The sequence below is a fragment of the Pseudomonas purpurea genome (genome assembly GCF_039908635.1).
GTDB classification, from domain to species: domain Bacteria; phylum Pseudomonadota; class Gammaproteobacteria; order Pseudomonadales; family Pseudomonadaceae; genus Aquipseudomonas; species Aquipseudomonas purpurea.
Genome location: NZ_CP150918.1, coordinates 1703745 through 1717976, shown reverse-complemented (window position 1 = coordinate 1717976; position 14232 = coordinate 1703745). Strand labels below are relative to the sequence as shown.

Genomic DNA, 14232 nt, shown 5'->3' with positions numbered 1-14232 from the left:
CTTAAGCCTGATTGAGCTGTGCTTTGAGCAAATCGCGGAAGGTCTGGATCAGCGGTTCACGGCTGCGGCCACGGCGCACGATCATCGAGAACGGTGCCTGATAGCCGAACGTCGCCGGCAGCAATACGCGCAGGTCGCCCTTGTCGGCCCAGGCCTGGGCGTAATGCTCGGGCAAGTAACCGATGTAGGCGCCGGACAGCACCAGAATCAGCTGGGCTTCCATACTTTCCACGGTGGCGGCGCTGTGTTTGAAACCGTGACGGGCGAGTTCGGCCTGGCTCCAGTAACCACGACCGACCATGCGCTGCTGGGTGATGACTTGCTCTGGGATCCGCCGTTCACTGAACAACGGATGACGGTTGCTGCAATACAGCCAGTGCTGTTCGCGGTACAGCGGCATGTACACCAGACCGCTCATACGCGTGGAAAACGCCCCGATGGCCAGGTCGAGGCGGTTGTCCTGCACGCCCAGTTGCAGCTCGTACGGGCTCATCACCGACAGGTGCAAATGCACCGCCGGGTGTTCCTGACTGTAGGCGCCGATGGCTTCGGCGAACGGCAGGGCCTTGTCGCTGACGGTCGAGTCGATCACCCCCAGGTTCAGCGTGCCGCGCAGTTCGCCCTTGAGGGCAGCGGCGTACTGCTCGAAGCCTTCGAGTTCAGCGAGCAGGCGCAACGTCTCCTGATGGAACAGCTCACCCTTGCTGGTCAGGCTGAAACCACCCCGCCCCCGATGGCAGAGCACCAGCCCCAGCGCCGCTTCGAGCTGGCTCATGTAGGTGCTGATGGCCGACGTCGACAGGTTGAGTTCGTGCTGCGCATTGGCGAACCCCTGATGGCGCACCACGCTGACGAAGATGCGCAACAGTTTCAGGTCGGGTAAAGCGTTGGCCATGAGGCCCCTCCGTGTGTCGCTTTTGTGGCGAGGAAGCTTGCTCCCGCTGGGCTGCAAAGCGGCCCCAAAACCATTTACCTTGCTGTATCAGATGGACCGCATCAGCAGGTTTTACGACTGCTGCGCAGCCGAGCGGGTGCAAGCGCCCTCGCCACAGGGGTTCTGTGCATGTCGGCAAGTCTATCCTCGCCAAATCCATTAGTTCAGAAAAATCTGAACTAAGTATTTGCCCGCAGCGATTCTTCCCGCCGACGACATTTCGCAGAATCGGCCCCAACGGAGCCCGTGCATTCTCGATGCCTGCGCAACCGACATAACTAAAACAATGATGATGAGGCCCTACCCGTGGACAAGATTCTGCACCAACCACTGGGCGGCAATGAAATGCCGCGCTTCGGCGGCATCGCCACCATGATGCGACTTCCCCATTTGCAATCCGCTGCCGGCCTGGACGCTGCGTTCGTCGGCGTGCCGCTGGACATCGGCACCTCGCTGCGGGCCGGCACCCGCTTCGGGCCGCGTGAAATTCGCGCCGAGTCCGTGATGATCCGCCCGTACAACATGGCCACCGGCGCGGCACCGTTCGACTCGCTGTCGGTTGCCGACATCGGTGACGTGGCGATCAACACCTTCAACTTGCTGGACGCCGTGCGGATCATCGAAGAGTCGTACCACGAGATTCTCGAACACGACGTGATCCCCCTGACCCTCGGCGGCGACCACACCATCACCCTGCCGATCCTGCGGGCCATCCATAAAAAGCACGGCAAGGTTGGCCTCGTGCACATCGACGCCCATGCCGATGTGAACGACCACATGTTCGGCGAGAAAATCGCCCACGGCACCACCTTCCGTCGCGCCGTCGAAGAAGGCCTTCTGGACTGCGACCGCGTGGTGCAAATTGGCCTGCGCGCGCAGGGCTACACAGCAGAAGATTTCAACTGGAGCCGCAAACAGGGGTTCCGCGTGGTTCAGGCCGAAGAGTGCTGGCACCAGTCGCTGACGCCGCTGATGGCGCAAGTGCGCGAGAAAGTCGGCGGCGGCCCGGTGTACCTGAGCTTTGACATCGACGGCATCGACCCGGCCTGGGCGCCAGGCACCGGCACTCCGGAAATCGGTGGCCTGACGACCATTCAGGCGATTGAAATCGTCCGTGGCTGCCAGGGCCTCGACCTCGTGGGTTGCGACCTTGTAGAAGTTTCGCCGCCGTACGACACCACCGGCAACACCTCGCTGCTGGGTGCCAATCTGCTTTACGAAATGCTTTGCGTATTGCCGGGCGTGGCCCACCGCTGAGGGTTAAGCATGAGCGCATGTGATCAGGTCCTGAAAACCGCCGCGTCCGCCGAGCTCTACACCCTCAAGCAGCCGTAGCCGCCGGCCTGAGACTGTTTTCCCAGTGGGAGCGAGCCTGCTCGCAAAAACGGCGGCACATCCAACAGCGATGTGACTGACACACCGCTTCCCTCGGTACGCCGCCCAGAACCGGCTCGCCCCCGCAGAAAGCTTCGCTCCAAAGAACCACCCTTGTTTCACCATAAAAAAGACAATCGGAGAAACGCCACCATGGCTTGGGATTTATTCGTCGTCCTCATCTACGCCGCCGGCATGCTGGTGCTCGGCTACTACGGCATGCGCCGGGCCAAGACCCATGAAGACTATCTGGTCGCCGGGCGCAACCTCGGCCCGACCCTGTACATGGGCACCATGGCCGCCACCGTGCTGGGCGGTGCGTCCACCGTCGGCACCGTGCGCCTGGGCTACGTCCACGGGATTTCCGGGTTCTGGCTCTGTGCGGCGCTGGGGTTCGGCATCATTGCGCTGAACCTGTTCCTCGCCAAACCGCTGCTGAAGCTGAAGATCTTCACCGTTACGCAGGTCCTGGAAAAGCGCTACAACCCCATGGCCCGCCAGGCCAGCGCGGTGATCATGCTGGCCTATGCGCTGATGATCGGCGTGACCTCGATCCTGGCCATCGGCACCGTGCTGCAAGTGCTGTTCGGCCTGCCGTTCTGGATCTCGGTGCTGCTGGGCGGTGGCGTGGTGGTGGTCTACTCGACCATCGGCGGCATGTGGTCGCTGACCCTGACCGACATCGTGCAGTTCGTGATCAAGACCGTCGGCCTGATGTTCATCCTCCTGCCGATCTGCCTGTACCGCGTGGGCGGCTGGGATGAGCTGGTGAGCAAGCTGCCGGCCGCGAGCTTCAGCTTCACCACCCTCGGCTGGGACACGATCATCACCTACTTCATGATCTACTTCTTCGGCATCCTGATCGGCCAGGACATCTGGCAACGGGTGTTCACCGCTCGCGATGAAAAAGTCGCCAAATACGCGGGCACCGTCGCCGGGGTCTATTGCATCCTCTACGGCCTGGCCTGCGCCCTGATCGGCATGGCTGCCCATGTGCTGATCCCGGACTTGGCCAACGTCAACAATGCGTTCGCCGCGATCGTCAAAATGTCCCTGCCGGACGGCATTCGTGGCCTGGTCATCGCTGCCGCGCTGGCCGCCATGATGTCCACCGCCAGCGCCGGCCTGCTCGCGGCCTCCACCGTTCTGGCCGAAGACCTGTTGCCGAAACTGCGGGGCGGCAAACAGTCGAGCCTGAACATCAACCGCTTGTTCACCCTGCTCACCGGTATCGCCGTGCTCGGCATCGCGCTGGTGGTCAACGACGTGATCAGCGCCCTGACGCTGGCCTACAACCTGTTGGTGGGCGGCATGCTGATCCCGCTGATCGGCGCGATTTACTGGAAACGGGCGACCACCTCCGGGGCGATCACCAGCATGGCGCTGGGCTTCGTCACGGCGCTGGTGTTCATGTTCAAGGACGGCCTGGATGCCAACACGCCGATCTACTACAGCCTCGGTGTCGGCCTGGTGAGCTTTGTGCTGGTCAGCCTGCTGTCCCGTCGCCCGACGACGGTGGCGAGCGCGATCTAAGCTCAACGCAACGGTTCAACTTTTTCTTCGACGGGTGCGGCGTCGGTTGCCGTACCCGTTTTTTTTCGTCTGGAGAAAACCTGCATGAAGATCGTCAGCCGCGATCAGTGGTTCGAGGTCAAACAGCTGAGTGACGGCATCCGACTGATTCACGAACCGTACATCCGCCCTTTCTACCGCTGCAACCTGTGGCACATTCAGGGTCGCGACAAGGACCTGCTGCTGGACAGCGGTTCCGGGCTGGTCAGCCTACGCGAGCAGTTGCCGTGGCTCACCGAACGCCCGTTGCTGGCGGTGGCCAGTCATTGCCATTTCGATCACATTGCCGGGCATCACGAGTTCCCCGTGCGGCTGGTGCATCCAGCCGAAGCGCAGATCCTCGCCAAACCTGATGGCGACAACACCTTGTCGGCAGCCTGTGTCGGCGACGACATGTTCGAAGCCCACCCGGACTGCCCGCTGTGCTACGCCGAGTATCGGGTCAAGGCTGCACCGGCCACCGGTCTGATCGAGGACGGCGATGTGCTCGACCTGGGTAACCGAGTGTTGCAGGTGCTGCACACACCCGGCCATTCACCGGGCGGCATCAGCCTGTTTGAAGCGGTCACCGGGACGTTGTTCAGCGGCGACATCATCTATGACGGGCCGTTGGTCGAAGACGCCTACCACTCCAACCTCGAGGATTACGCCACCAGCCTGCAACGCTTGCGCACGCTGCCGATCCGCACGGTGCACGGTGGGCATTTCGGAAGTTTTTCGGGGGAATACTTGAGGGCGATGATTGATGCTTGGATGGCTCGGCATCCATGACGCACGTGCTGTCGGGGCGAACACACCGGCAAAAGACACGTTCACAACCGGGCTGCGGGAATGGACCAGAGACGTTGTACCTGGCCGTACACATGAACGGCCAGGGTCATCGCTTAGCGACGGCGTTGCTGCCGGCGACGCTGCTCGTCGTCAGTGCGAATCGGCACAGGCTGCAGAGGCGGTTCGATCAAACCAAGCGCGACACCGAGGTCATGAAGCCAGTTTTGGAGTTTCTCTTTCATGGTGCCCCCTTCAGGGTAATGCTGAGCGACCGGGTTCTGTAGACGCTTCATACAGATAGTAGTCCGAAGTCCTACTCAATGCTCGCTTGAGTTAGCAATGATCTGTTACCGAATCAAACCAAATCCACCCGGCCATTCACACCGCCACCGGGTGCGCCGCCTGTTGCAGCTCGATCCAGGGGGCGTGCTATACGGCACGCCCTTCCTGGCCTGCATGCAACTGGTGATGCAACGCTCGCGGGAGCGGGTGCCCTGTTGCTGCGCCCAGTCAACGCTCCAGGACGTTGCGCAAACGACGGCGCAGCCACTGCTCCGCGCTGACGAACGTGATCCCCAGCAACACCAGCACCGCGCCGACAATGAAGTTGATCGTCAGCGTTTCATTGAGCAGCAACACGCCAAACGTGACGCCGAACAACGGCGTCATGAAGGAGAACACGGCCAGGTTTGCCGCCAAGTAGCGACGCAGCAGCCAGAACCAGATCAGGTAACTGCAGAACGACACCACCAGCCCTTGAAACAGCACGCTGGCCACCGCGACCGGCGTCAGGCTGACATGGGTGATTTGCCCGCTCAGCGCGGCGATCAGCAGCAGCCCGACGAAGCCGACGATCAGTTGGTAAAACAGGGTCAGGGTCACCGGCGCTTCAGACAGACGCGAGGCACGCACCACCACCGTGGTCGCGCCCCACGCCGCGCCGGCCAGCACCCCGAAGGCATCACCGAGCAACATGCGTCGGTCTAGGTTGTCCCACGACACGCCCCCGGCGAACGCCGTCGCGATCCCGATAAACGCCAGGACAATTCCCAACCATTGCAGCGGTCGCAAACGCTCGCTCGGCAACAGCCAATGCACCCCCAACGCGGTGAAGATCGGCGCGGTGTAGAGAAACACCGACATGTGCGCCGCCGTGGTCAGTTGCAGACCCTCGGCGATAAACAGGAACTCGATGGCGAACAGGCTGCCGGCCAGCAAACCGCCGCGCCACGTGTGGCCGACCTGCCCCCAGCCGCCCTTCCAGCAGATCAGCAAGCCGACCAGCAACGCCGAAATACCCGAGCGCCCCGCCGCTTGCATGACCGGCGCGATGTCCGCCGCCGCCCACTTGATCATCACCTGCTGCACGCCCCAGACCAGACACAGGCCGAGCATCACTTGCAGGGCAAAACCATCGGCGCTGCGCCGCGTGGCGCTCACGGCGACACCTCATGAATCGGTAAACACATGGCAGTTTCTCGACAACCTGAAAAAGCCCCGGACGAGGCAAAAATAGGGGTGGCGATTAATCATCATACGGCCGGATGCGTCGGCGCCAGCCAAAGACCGTCCGGCCGTAAAAACGCGAGCCATGTCAGGCAACACGCGTTTTTTCATGCCGGCCGGTCCTTGTGGGAAGCGAAGTCAGCTCAGTTCAATGCGGTCGGCATGAATGACAATCTGGCCGTTCTTGTAGAGCGCGCCGATGGCCTTCTTGAAGTTGCCCTTACTGACGCCGAACATACTGCTGATCAGCGCCGGATCGCTCTTGTCGCTGATCGGCAGGGTGCCGTTGTTATCACGCAACTTGGCGAGGATCTTCGAGTTCAGGCTGGAGGACGCTTCTTCACCCACCGGTTGCAGGCTCAGGCTGATCTTGCCGTCGGCACGCACTTCCTTGATGAAGCCTTTCTCTTCCTTGCCGGCGCGCATGAACTTGAAGATTTCGTTCTTGTGGATCAGGCCCCAGTGCTTGTTGTTGATGATCGCCTTGAAGCCCATGTCGGTCGCTTCGGCCACCAGCAAATCCACTTCCTGGCCAGGCTTGTAGTTGGCCGGAGTCTTGTCCAGGTAACGGTCCAGACGTGCGGTCGCGGTGATACGGCGGGTGTGCTTGTCGAGGTAGACGTGCACCACGCAGTATTCACCGGCGGTCATCTGGCGCTTTTCTTCGGAATACGGCAACAGCAGGTCTTTTGGCAGGCCCCAATCGAGGAACACGCCGATGCTGTTGACTTCAACGACTTTAAGGCTGGCGAATTCACCGACCTGAACTTTTGGTTTTTCGGTAGTTGCGATGAGTTTGTCATCGCTGTCCAAATAAACAAAAACGTTCAGCCAGTCTTCATCTTCACTGGGAATATCTTTTGGAATATATCGGTTAGGCAGCAGAATTTCGCCATCCGCACCGCCATCCAGATACAAACCAAAGTTAGTGTGTTTAACCACTTGCAAACTGTTGTAACGCCCGACTAAAGCCATTTCCAATACCCTCATTGCGTGGGCGGCATTCTACCCGTTTTTACCGACGCCGTTGGGTCACCGGCCAGGTGGCGCGGGAAAATCCACTGCGAGGCTCATTTTCCGTGGGTTTTGACCGCACAGCGCCCCGCTCGTCAGACCAATCCGGGCATTTGCCCTGAGATCATTCGCCCGTCCGGGAAACTATTGATGCCCAGGTTCTTATTTAAAACAGCAGGTTAGACGGTTATTTCAAACAACAATCCAGAATTAACCAGCCCCCGCACCGATAATTTCAGGGGGATATTTACCAAGCAATTGTCAAGTAATTCCTGTACGATGCCTGGCCAAGTTAATTTTCTACAGGTTAATGGCCGCCATGCGTGTAAAAGCATCCAACAGCAAAGCAAAGCCAGCTCCAGCCGTTGAAACCAGCGAATCGATCAACGACCAGATTGCTGCTTTCCTCAAGTCCGGCGGCGAGATCCAGCAAATTGCCAAAGGCGTCAGCGGCCAGACATTCGGCCCGTCCAAGCAGATCACGCTGGGCAAAAAGTAACACCCCTCGCGTCACCCTGGTCCCTAAGCGTTTCGTGCCTCGAAACGCTAGGACTGGAACCCTCCCGCACCACCCTCGCTTACCCTCTTGCATCACGTTCGACAAAAGCCCCCTATCCTTCAAGACCGAGATCGTCTGAACCGTCAGGCTCTTCCTGCGTTCAGATTCAGGACCTACGCCTTCGGAAGGACTTGTCCATGTCGCGCCGGTTGAAACGCCTCGTCTTCCTCGCCACGCTCAGCCTCACACTGTGCGCGTGCAACCGCGTCGGCCTGGCCTACCGCAACCTCGACGTCATCATCCCGTGGTCGCTCAGTGACTACCTGGACATGACCCGCGAGCAAAAAGGCTGGTTCAACGACCGCCTCAAGGAACACCTCAGTTGGCACTGCACCACTCAACTCCCCGGTTACCTCGCCTGGCTGGATCGCTTGCAGCACATGGTCGAAACCCACCAGATCAACGACGCCGCCCTGCAATTGCGCACCCAGGAAGCCAAACAGGCGATTGCCCAGACCGCCCGGCAGATCACGCCGTCCACCGTCGAGTTGCTGCAAGGGCTCAACGATCAGCAAGTCGATGAGATGAACCAGGCGTTTGCCAAAGACCTGCAAGAACGCCAGGACCAGTACGTCAAACCGCCACTCGCGCAGCAAATCGCGCAACGGGGTGAGCGCATGGAAAAGCGCCTGAGCGACTGGCTGGGTCCATTGTCTGCATCCCAACGCGAACGCGTGGTGACATGGTCCAACGCCCTCGGCGACCAGAATCAGCAATGGATCGCCAACCGCGCCCACTGGCAGGCGCAGTTCAGCGCAGCCGTGGCGCAACGCCAGGCCAGCGACTTCCCGCAGCGCATCGAAACCCTGCTGGTGAACCGCGAAACCCTGTGGACGCCGGCCTATCGCCAAGCCTATGCCAACACCGAAACCCAGGCTCGCAGCCTGATAGTGGACGTGATGGCCGACAGCACGCCGGTGCAGCGCCAACGGTTGCTGAAGAAAATCGACAAAGTGCGCAGCGACTTCAGCGCCTTGAAGTGCCTCAAGACGGCCCAACGCACCTGATCAATCTCCCGACTCAAGCGATCTGCACGGTCGACGCCACTTCATCAAACGTCGCTTCATCCAGCGCATCCACCTGCTCGTCCAGCACTTGCCGCGGGTGATCGTGGCCCGGAATGCTGCTGTCCAGCAGGCTCAGCAAACTGGCCCCACGGGGCGTCAGGACAAAATTCTCGCCATTGCCGCCCTCATCCTCGGGTCGCGGGGCAATGAAACCACGGTCCAGCAAAAGCTTTTCGTACTCGGTGGCCGTGACTTTCAAGTCGTCCAGATTGCCGATCGGTTCACCCTCAGCCGCCATCGCCGCCGCGTGTTGCTCGGCATAGGGACGCGGGGTAAAGCTGTGACCGGCGCCGTTCTGCACTTCGTGCAGCAGTCGCTCAATCAAATCCCAGTTGTAAGTCGTCATCCTGATTCAACCTCCACACAGAATGAGATGCCTTCATAGGGTGTGACAGGGACTGTGGACAGGCGTTCAGCGAAGTTTTCGGGGGCGCCGTGACCGACCAGCGGCGTGTCGATTGGCCGCCCGGCCAAACGACTAGGCTGTGTAGACACTCATGGCAACCATCGCAGGAGGGAACATCATGAACAGCGCCGAACAGCACCCGGTCGTGTCCCGAGAGGAATGGCTCGCGGCCCGCCAGCAGCATTTGCTCCACGAAAAGGCCTTCACCCGGGAACGGGACAAACTCAGCGCCGAACGTCGCGCATTGCCCTGGGTAAAAATCGACAAGCCCTACCGCTTCCAGGGCCCGAACGGTGTGTTGTCGCTGGCCGACCTGTTTGGCGGCAACAGCCAACTGATCGTCTATCACTTCATGTTTGGTGAAGGCTGGGACGAAGGCTGCCCTGGCTGCTCATTCCTGTCCGACCACATCGACGGCGCCAACCAGCATCTGGCCCATCACGACATCGCGCTGGTGGCGGTTTCCCACGCGCCGTTCGAACAGTTCCAGGCCTTCAAACGGCGCATGGGCTGGCAGTTTGAATGGGTGTCATCGGCCGGGGACGACTTCAACCACGACTTCGGCGTGCTGGCCTCGGCGGCTGAAGTCGCCGCCGGCACCGCCACCTACAACTACGAAAAAACCGACGGCGCCGAAGAAGAACTCCCCGGCCTCAGCGTGTTTTCTCGCAACCCTGCCGGCGAAATTTTCCACACTTATTCCACGTACGCCCGAGGCCTGGACCTGCTGGTCGGCGCCTATAACTTCCTGGACCTGACGCCCAAGGGCCGCAACGAAGAACAGATCATGGAATGGGTGCGGCACCACGACCGCTACGACGCCCAACCGGCTGACAAACAATGCGGCTGTGAATGAGGCACACCGTGAAAGTGCTTTAACGCAAAAGGCCAGCCCTCGATAAATCATCGAGGGCTGGCCTTTTTTTGTTCGCAACCTAGATCAGCAGATCCAGACGGAAGTAGATCGGGGTTTCGCGCTCGGGCAGCGCATCCGGGCGCTCCAGAGAATGAGCAAACGTCACACTGGCGGTCACGTGCTCGCCACGGGCAAACAGCTCCAGCGAGTTGCTGGAGACGCGCCCATGTTGATCATCGTTGTAGCGGTTGTTACGAATCACGCCTTGGTCGTAACCCAGGCTGGTGCCATATTCCGCGAACACCGGGCGCAGCCATTCCAGGGTCACCGGACGGCTCCAGCGCAGATCGTTGCGCCAGTATCCACCGCTGTCACCCGACAGCGACTGATCCTTGTAACCCCGAATCGACGACTGCCCGCCGAGGCTCATGCGCTGCGGACTGAACAACACGTCCTCGCTGCGCTGACCGGTCATCAGGCTGCTGAAACTCAAGGACTCGCCCCACAGCTTGAACGGCTGCAAGTAGCTGAGGGTGGCCGTGTATTTGCGGTAGCGTGCGTCGGATTTGCCAGGTTTTGGATGACCGTTGCCCTGAGCATCGAACGCGCCAATGCCGTTCTGCGTGCCAAGATCAAGGTTGACGAACGCCCCGCCGATGCGTCGCCCGTGGTTAATGCCGAACTGCGATTCACTCAGCCGGTTGCTGCTCAGGTCGAGCTTGCTGTCTTCGACAAAGTTGTTGGTGCGCAGGTACGTCAGGCCGGTGCTCAACGACGTCTTGCTGACAGCATCGCGGTGGATGACCCGCTCGGCACGTAACGAATGGATTTCGCTGTCGCCGGTCAGCTTGAAGTTGTAACCGTTGGACGGCGTCTGGGAGCGGTATTCGCTCTGGTTGTAGCTGTAACTGAAATTCCACCAGCCCCACGGCACGTTGTAGGCGAGCATCGCGTTGTTGGAGGTGTGCTGGTGATCGGTCATCGCATCGTGACCGCCGCGCAGCGACAACTGATCCGCCAGCCCCAACGGGCTGTCCCAGTCCAGGGTGGTGCCCCACTGCTGCTCGCCGGTGCTGCGCTGGCCATCGTTGTTGCGCGACAGGCTGGCGCGCCAGGGCTTTTGCGGGGTGTTCTTGACCAGCACTTCGCTGCCACCCACATTCTTGCCCGGCGACAACTCCATCTGCGCCTGATTGGACGGCAAGCGGTTCAACTGGTCCACAAGCTGCTCGATTTCCCGCAGGTTGACCAACTCACCGGTTTTGCCGGGAAACGCCATGGCCAACTCCCGGTCCGAGAGCTTGCTGCCCTCGACACCCTTAAGGCCTTCGAGCTTGCCCTCGACCACCATCACACTCAAATGCCCCGAGGACAGGTCCTGCTGTGGCAAGTACGCACGGCTGGTGACCAGGCCCTTTTCGAGGTAGTAATCGGTGATGACCTTGAGCAAATCATTGAGCTGGGTCACGCCCAGGCACTGACCGATGTAAGGCTTGATCAGCCGCTCGCGCTCACCGGCCGACAAGCTGTCGGCACCCTTGAGTTCGATGTCCGTGATCGGAAAACAACGCGTATCGGCAGGCCCCGCAGGCTCCGTGGGCACCGCCTGTTTGCCAGGCAATTCCTTGAGTTCTTCGAGCCGTCGACGCTGCTCTTCGAGCAAGCGGTCCTGGCGGTCACGAATCAGATCCTGCTCGCCAGGCGTCGGTGCGGCGTAGGCCTGCAAGGCAAGCAACAGACAGGGTAAAGCGACACACAGCCTCTTCCCGAGGGTGAGTAAATACATGTTCGATCCCTCGAGACGACAAGTGATATCAATATAGTGGCGCGATGGTATGTTGCCGTCATATTGGCGTCAATAAGCTGTTTTGGCGCCGGGGGATGGAAGGCTCTGGGGCGGGGTTTACGGCAAGTTGGCCAAGCCGTACATGAGACAAAACAACCGCCTGAAACGATGCCCTGGCATCAGTCGCCCCCCATCAGGCCTGTTGCCTTAAGCACCCGGGCTCTTAGAATGAGGGATGAACGAGATTTCACGCATCCAGGCCCTTCTCTTGATTGACCCGGTGAGGTGGCCCCTTCTGGAGGTGGTCCGCGCCTTGAACCTCCCCGATTGCTGGGTCGGTGCCGGGTTTGTCAGGAACGCCGTGTGGGACCACCTGCATGGCCGCGCGGTGTCGCCGCTGACGGGCGACGTCGATGTCCTGTGGTTTGATCCCGCCCGAGCCACCCCCGACGAAGACCGCCGACTCGAAGCCATCCTCCACACCTTGCACCCAGCAGTTAAATGGTCGGTAAAAAACCAGGCCAGGATGCACACCCGCAACGGCAACGCCCCCTACCGCTCGGCCACTGACGCCATGCGCCACTGGCCCGAAACCGCCACCGCCGTCGCCGTCAGGCGCACCGCACAAGACACCTGTGAAGTCAGCGCACCGCTGGGCCTTGAAGACCTGTTCGACCTGATCCTCAGACCGACCCCACGCTTCGAAGTGGAAAAACGCGACATCTATGAGTCTCGCATCGCCTCCAAACACTGGCTCACGACCTGGCCGTTGTTGAGGTGCGAGAAGGGAAGTGGTTGTACTTGATACAAACGCGGCAAAACGAAATCTGCCCAACTCATCGAACACTACTGACTGGAGATCCGGTAATTACCCAGCCTCACCCGTTGTTGGCCTAGACCATGCGGAACACCGGCACCAGGACTTTTTCGCCGCTGACCACGGCTTCTTCGAGCCAGACGATGGGCCAAGGTCGCGACTTTATGTGGACTATCCGTCGTTCGGCAGGCTCCTACGCAAACTTAGGAAACCGAACCTCAACCATGCCTTGCACCGCTAGAACCATGAGGCTTATAGTCCGCCCGTCGCCCACATGGCGACCGGGTTTGGCGACCTGATTAACGAGTGCGAGAGCTGTCTGCTTATTTGCAGGCGCCTCCGCATCTGCAAAGCTGCTTCTATCATGGCGGCTGTGCGCGGGAGACCTTCGGGTCTGCCGGTTACTCGTTTCCGGTTCGCCAACCTGCGTACAGCTGCCACCCTAATTTCGTTTGGCGACGATCTGCTGGCAGTCTCAGCAAACTAAACGAGGCTTCAACTATGGATAGATACATGCCCCTCACCGGAATCGACCTGATCCCGGCATCTCTGCTTATTGATACCCAAGCGCCACTTGACGTCCTGCAAGCGATGGCGGATTACCGCATTCGCACGGTCACTCAAGTGCTGGAGAACATCGCCTTTCGTGCCGAGATTGATTGCGACACGGTGGTGCTTTCTGACTTCTCCAAATTGCTAGTCATACCGTTGCGCGATGGCTGTGATTTGATGGATGTGATTGGTCGGCGGTTGCGGGCACAGGCTGCGGAGTGAATGAAAATGGGCGACCTGTGGGTCGCCCGTTTCACATTGCACATTCAACTAAAACTCCCCATCACACCTTCACTTAGGAATGATGATTGGAATGATCATCGGTGTCGCAGGCGCGGGCGGGTTCATCATGCCTTCGCTTTTTACCACGAGAACCCCCTTGCGCTTGATCGCGTCGAACAAACGCTCAGTGGCCGAAGTATCGACATACCCGCCCTCATCAATGGTGGCACTCAACGCCATCTGACGTCGATCCTCTGTTAACTGGAGCTGGTTGGTCCGTAAGAACGAGTAAAGGGAGATTTTTTTGAGCCTCGACAAATCAACGTGCACGATCTCGACATACTGCAGCGCCTTAGCATCCCACCCCTGCACATAAAGCCCGTTCGCCGTCAGCGCATAGGTACAGAAATAGTAAGTTCCAGTGTTCGAACCGGGCGTAGCAATAATCAGCGAGCAACGTCCGTGCTGAAGAATGGGATCACTCAATGACGGATAGTCTTTGACGATTTGCGCGGGGAACTGCGCTCGATCGTAGTAAATCGTCGCCTTGTCGTAGGGGGTTGTATTGCAGCCTGATAGCAGTGCCACTAAGCCCAAAAGGAGCCAGAAAAAAGAGAAACGCATCGAAAAGTCCCTTACCGTAGAAAAGCTAAGTATTAAGTGACAGCGTTTATCTATTCACTCAAAAAGCCTGCCAGATTTACATGAACAGTTAAAACTACAGCACGAAAAGACTTTTAATTTGTACTCGAAATCGGCTAATGGGAGTCCCTTTCCGCTCTAACAGCTTCAACAT

Annotated in this window: 15 protein-coding genes; 8 read left to right on the top strand and 7 right to left on the bottom strand. The window is 59.6% G+C overall.

Annotated features, from left to right (window positions below; all coding sequences use genetic code 11):
• Position 1: 1 nt before the first annotated feature.
• On the bottom strand, positions 2–895 hold the full coding sequence (locus AABM54_RS07665; protein WP_347904672.1) for a LysR family transcriptional regulator: 894 nt from the start codon (positions 893–895) through the stop codon (positions 2–4).
• A 345-nt stretch (positions 896–1240) separates the two neighbouring features.
• On the opposite strand from AABM54_RS07665, the gene speB reads away from it, so the two are divergent.
• The 3 genes from speB to AABM54_RS07650 all read left to right on the top strand — a co-directional run bounded on the left by speB (position 1241) and on the right by AABM54_RS07650 (position 4651).
• On the top strand, positions 1241–2191 hold the full coding sequence (speB, locus tag AABM54_RS07660; protein WP_347904671.1) for an agmatinase: 951 nt from the start codon (positions 1241–1243) through the stop codon (positions 2189–2191).
• Positions 2192–2461: 270 nt separating this feature from the next.
• A complete protein-coding gene (locus AABM54_RS07655) occupies positions 2462–3841 on the top strand; it encodes a sodium:solute symporter (RefSeq protein ID WP_347904670.1) in 1380 nt (459 codons plus the stop codon).
• 84 nt (positions 3842–3925) lie between these two features.
• Complete coding sequence (locus AABM54_RS07650) at positions 3926–4651, top strand: MBL fold metallo-hydrolase (protein ID WP_347904669.1); 726 nt, start codon at positions 3926–3928, stop codon at positions 4649–4651.
• A gap of 113 nt (positions 4652–4764) precedes the next feature.
• On the opposite strand, the gene AABM54_RS07645 is transcribed toward AABM54_RS07650, so the two are convergent.
• The 3 genes from AABM54_RS07645 to AABM54_RS07635 all read right to left on the bottom strand — a co-directional run bounded on the left by AABM54_RS07645 (position 4765) and on the right by AABM54_RS07635 (position 7132).
• Positions 4765–4893: a PA1414 family protein gene (locus AABM54_RS07645; RefSeq protein ID WP_009042667.1), complete on the bottom strand. Its 129-nt coding sequence runs from the start codon at positions 4891–4893 to the stop codon at positions 4765–4767.
• Positions 4894–5161: 268 nt separating this feature from the next.
• The gene (locus AABM54_RS07640; protein WP_347904668.1) at positions 5162–6091 is read right to left on the bottom strand and encodes a DMT family transporter; all 930 of its coding nucleotides are present in this window, start codon (positions 6089–6091) and stop codon (positions 5162–5164) included.
• 204 nt (positions 6092–6295) lie between these two features.
• Entirely contained in the window at positions 6296–7132 is an 837-nt protein-coding gene (locus AABM54_RS07635) for a S1-like domain-containing RNA-binding protein (RefSeq protein ID WP_347904667.1), read from the bottom strand.
• Between the two features lie 349 nt (positions 7133–7481).
• Here AABM54_RS07635 and AABM54_RS07630 point away from each other — a divergent pair, with 349 nt between their 5' ends.
• Both AABM54_RS07630 and AABM54_RS07625 read left to right on the top strand, forming a co-directional pair.
• Entirely contained in the window at positions 7482–7670 is a 189-nt protein-coding gene (locus AABM54_RS07630; protein ID WP_030131898.1) for a hypothetical protein, read from the top strand.
• 197 nt (positions 7671–7867) lie between these two features.
• Positions 7868–8737, top strand: a complete 870-nt coding sequence (locus tag AABM54_RS07625; RefSeq protein ID WP_347904666.1) for a DUF6279 family lipoprotein — start codon at positions 7868–7870, stop codon at positions 8735–8737.
• A gap of 13 nt (positions 8738–8750) precedes the next feature.
• Here AABM54_RS07625 and AABM54_RS07620 read toward each other — a convergent pair whose 3' ends face one another.
• Positions 8751–9143, bottom strand: coding sequence for a transcriptional regulator (locus AABM54_RS07620; protein WP_347904665.1), 393 nt, complete (start codon positions 9141–9143; stop codon positions 8751–8753).
• Positions 9144–9321: 178 nt separating this feature from the next.
• Between AABM54_RS07620 and AABM54_RS07615 the strand changes: the two genes are divergently transcribed.
• Positions 9322–10059 carry a thioredoxin family protein gene (locus tag AABM54_RS07615; protein ID WP_347904664.1) on the top strand — a complete coding sequence of 246 codons (738 nt, stop codon included), beginning with the start codon at positions 9322–9324 and terminating at the stop codon, positions 10057–10059.
• Positions 10060–10138: 79 nt separating this feature from the next.
• On the opposite strand, the gene AABM54_RS07610 is transcribed toward AABM54_RS07615, so the two are convergent.
• Positions 10139–11845 carry a ShlB/FhaC/HecB family hemolysin secretion/activation protein gene (locus tag AABM54_RS07610; RefSeq protein ID WP_347904663.1) on the bottom strand — a complete coding sequence of 569 codons (1707 nt, stop codon included), beginning with the start codon at positions 11843–11845 and terminating at the stop codon, positions 10139–10141.
• A gap of 235 nt (positions 11846–12080) precedes the next feature.
• On the opposite strand from AABM54_RS07610, the gene AABM54_RS07605 reads away from it, so the two are divergent.
• Together AABM54_RS07605 and AABM54_RS07600 are read left to right on the top strand one after the other, a co-directional pair.
• A complete protein-coding gene (locus AABM54_RS07605) occupies positions 12081–12650 on the top strand; it encodes a nucleotidyltransferase family protein (RefSeq protein ID WP_347904662.1) in 570 nt (189 codons plus the stop codon).
• A 513-nt stretch (positions 12651–13163) separates the two neighbouring features.
• Entirely contained in the window at positions 13164–13436 is a 273-nt protein-coding gene (locus AABM54_RS07600) for a hypothetical protein (protein WP_347904661.1), read from the top strand.
• A 69-nt stretch (positions 13437–13505) separates the two neighbouring features.
• Here AABM54_RS07600 and AABM54_RS07595 read toward each other — a convergent pair whose 3' ends face one another.
• Positions 13506–14060, bottom strand: a complete 555-nt coding sequence (locus AABM54_RS07595) for a hypothetical protein (RefSeq protein ID WP_347904660.1) — start codon at positions 14058–14060, stop codon at positions 13506–13508.
• Positions 14061–14232: the final 172 nt, after the last annotated feature.

Excerpts from the sequence above, each read along its gene's own strand:
- AABM54_RS07615 (WP_347904664.1), top strand. The coding sequence starts at position 9,322 with ATGAACAGCGCCGAACAGCACCCGGTCGTGTCCCGAGAGGAATGGCTC.
- AABM54_RS07620 (WP_347904665.1), bottom strand. The coding sequence starts at position 9,143 with ATGACGACTTACAACTGGGATTTGATTGAGCGACTGCTGCACGAAGTG.
- AABM54_RS07630 (WP_030131898.1), top strand. The coding sequence starts at position 7,482 with ATGGCCGCCATGCGTGTAAAAGCATCCAACAGCAAAGCAAAGCCAGCT.
- AABM54_RS07610 (WP_347904663.1), bottom strand. The coding sequence starts at position 11,845 with ATGTATTTACTCACCCTCGGGAAGAGGCTGTGTGTCGCTTTACCCTGT.
- AABM54_RS07645 (WP_009042667.1), bottom strand. The coding sequence starts at position 4,893 with ATGAAAGAGAAACTCCAAAACTGGCTTCATGACCTCGGTGTCGCGCTT.
- AABM54_RS07665 (WP_347904672.1), bottom strand. The coding sequence starts at position 895 with ATGGCCAACGCTTTACCCGACCTGAAACTGTTGCGCATCTTCGTCAGC.
- AABM54_RS07635 (WP_347904667.1), bottom strand. The coding sequence starts at position 7,132 with ATGGCTTTAGTCGGGCGTTACAACAGTTTGCAAGTGGTTAAACACACT.
- AABM54_RS07625 (WP_347904666.1), top strand. The coding sequence starts at position 7,868 with ATGTCGCGCCGGTTGAAACGCCTCGTCTTCCTCGCCACGCTCAGCCTC.
- AABM54_RS07650 (WP_347904669.1), top strand. The coding sequence starts at position 3,926 with ATGAAGATCGTCAGCCGCGATCAGTGGTTCGAGGTCAAACAGCTGAGT.
- AABM54_RS07600 (WP_347904661.1), top strand. The coding sequence starts at position 13,164 with ATGGATAGATACATGCCCCTCACCGGAATCGACCTGATCCCGGCATCT.
- AABM54_RS07655 (WP_347904670.1), top strand. The coding sequence starts at position 2,462 with ATGGCTTGGGATTTATTCGTCGTCCTCATCTACGCCGCCGGCATGCTG.
- AABM54_RS07595 (WP_347904660.1), bottom strand. The coding sequence starts at position 14,060 with ATGCGTTTCTCTTTTTTCTGGCTCCTTTTGGGCTTAGTGGCACTGCTA.
- AABM54_RS07605 (WP_347904662.1), top strand. The coding sequence starts at position 12,081 with ATGAACGAGATTTCACGCATCCAGGCCCTTCTCTTGATTGACCCGGTG.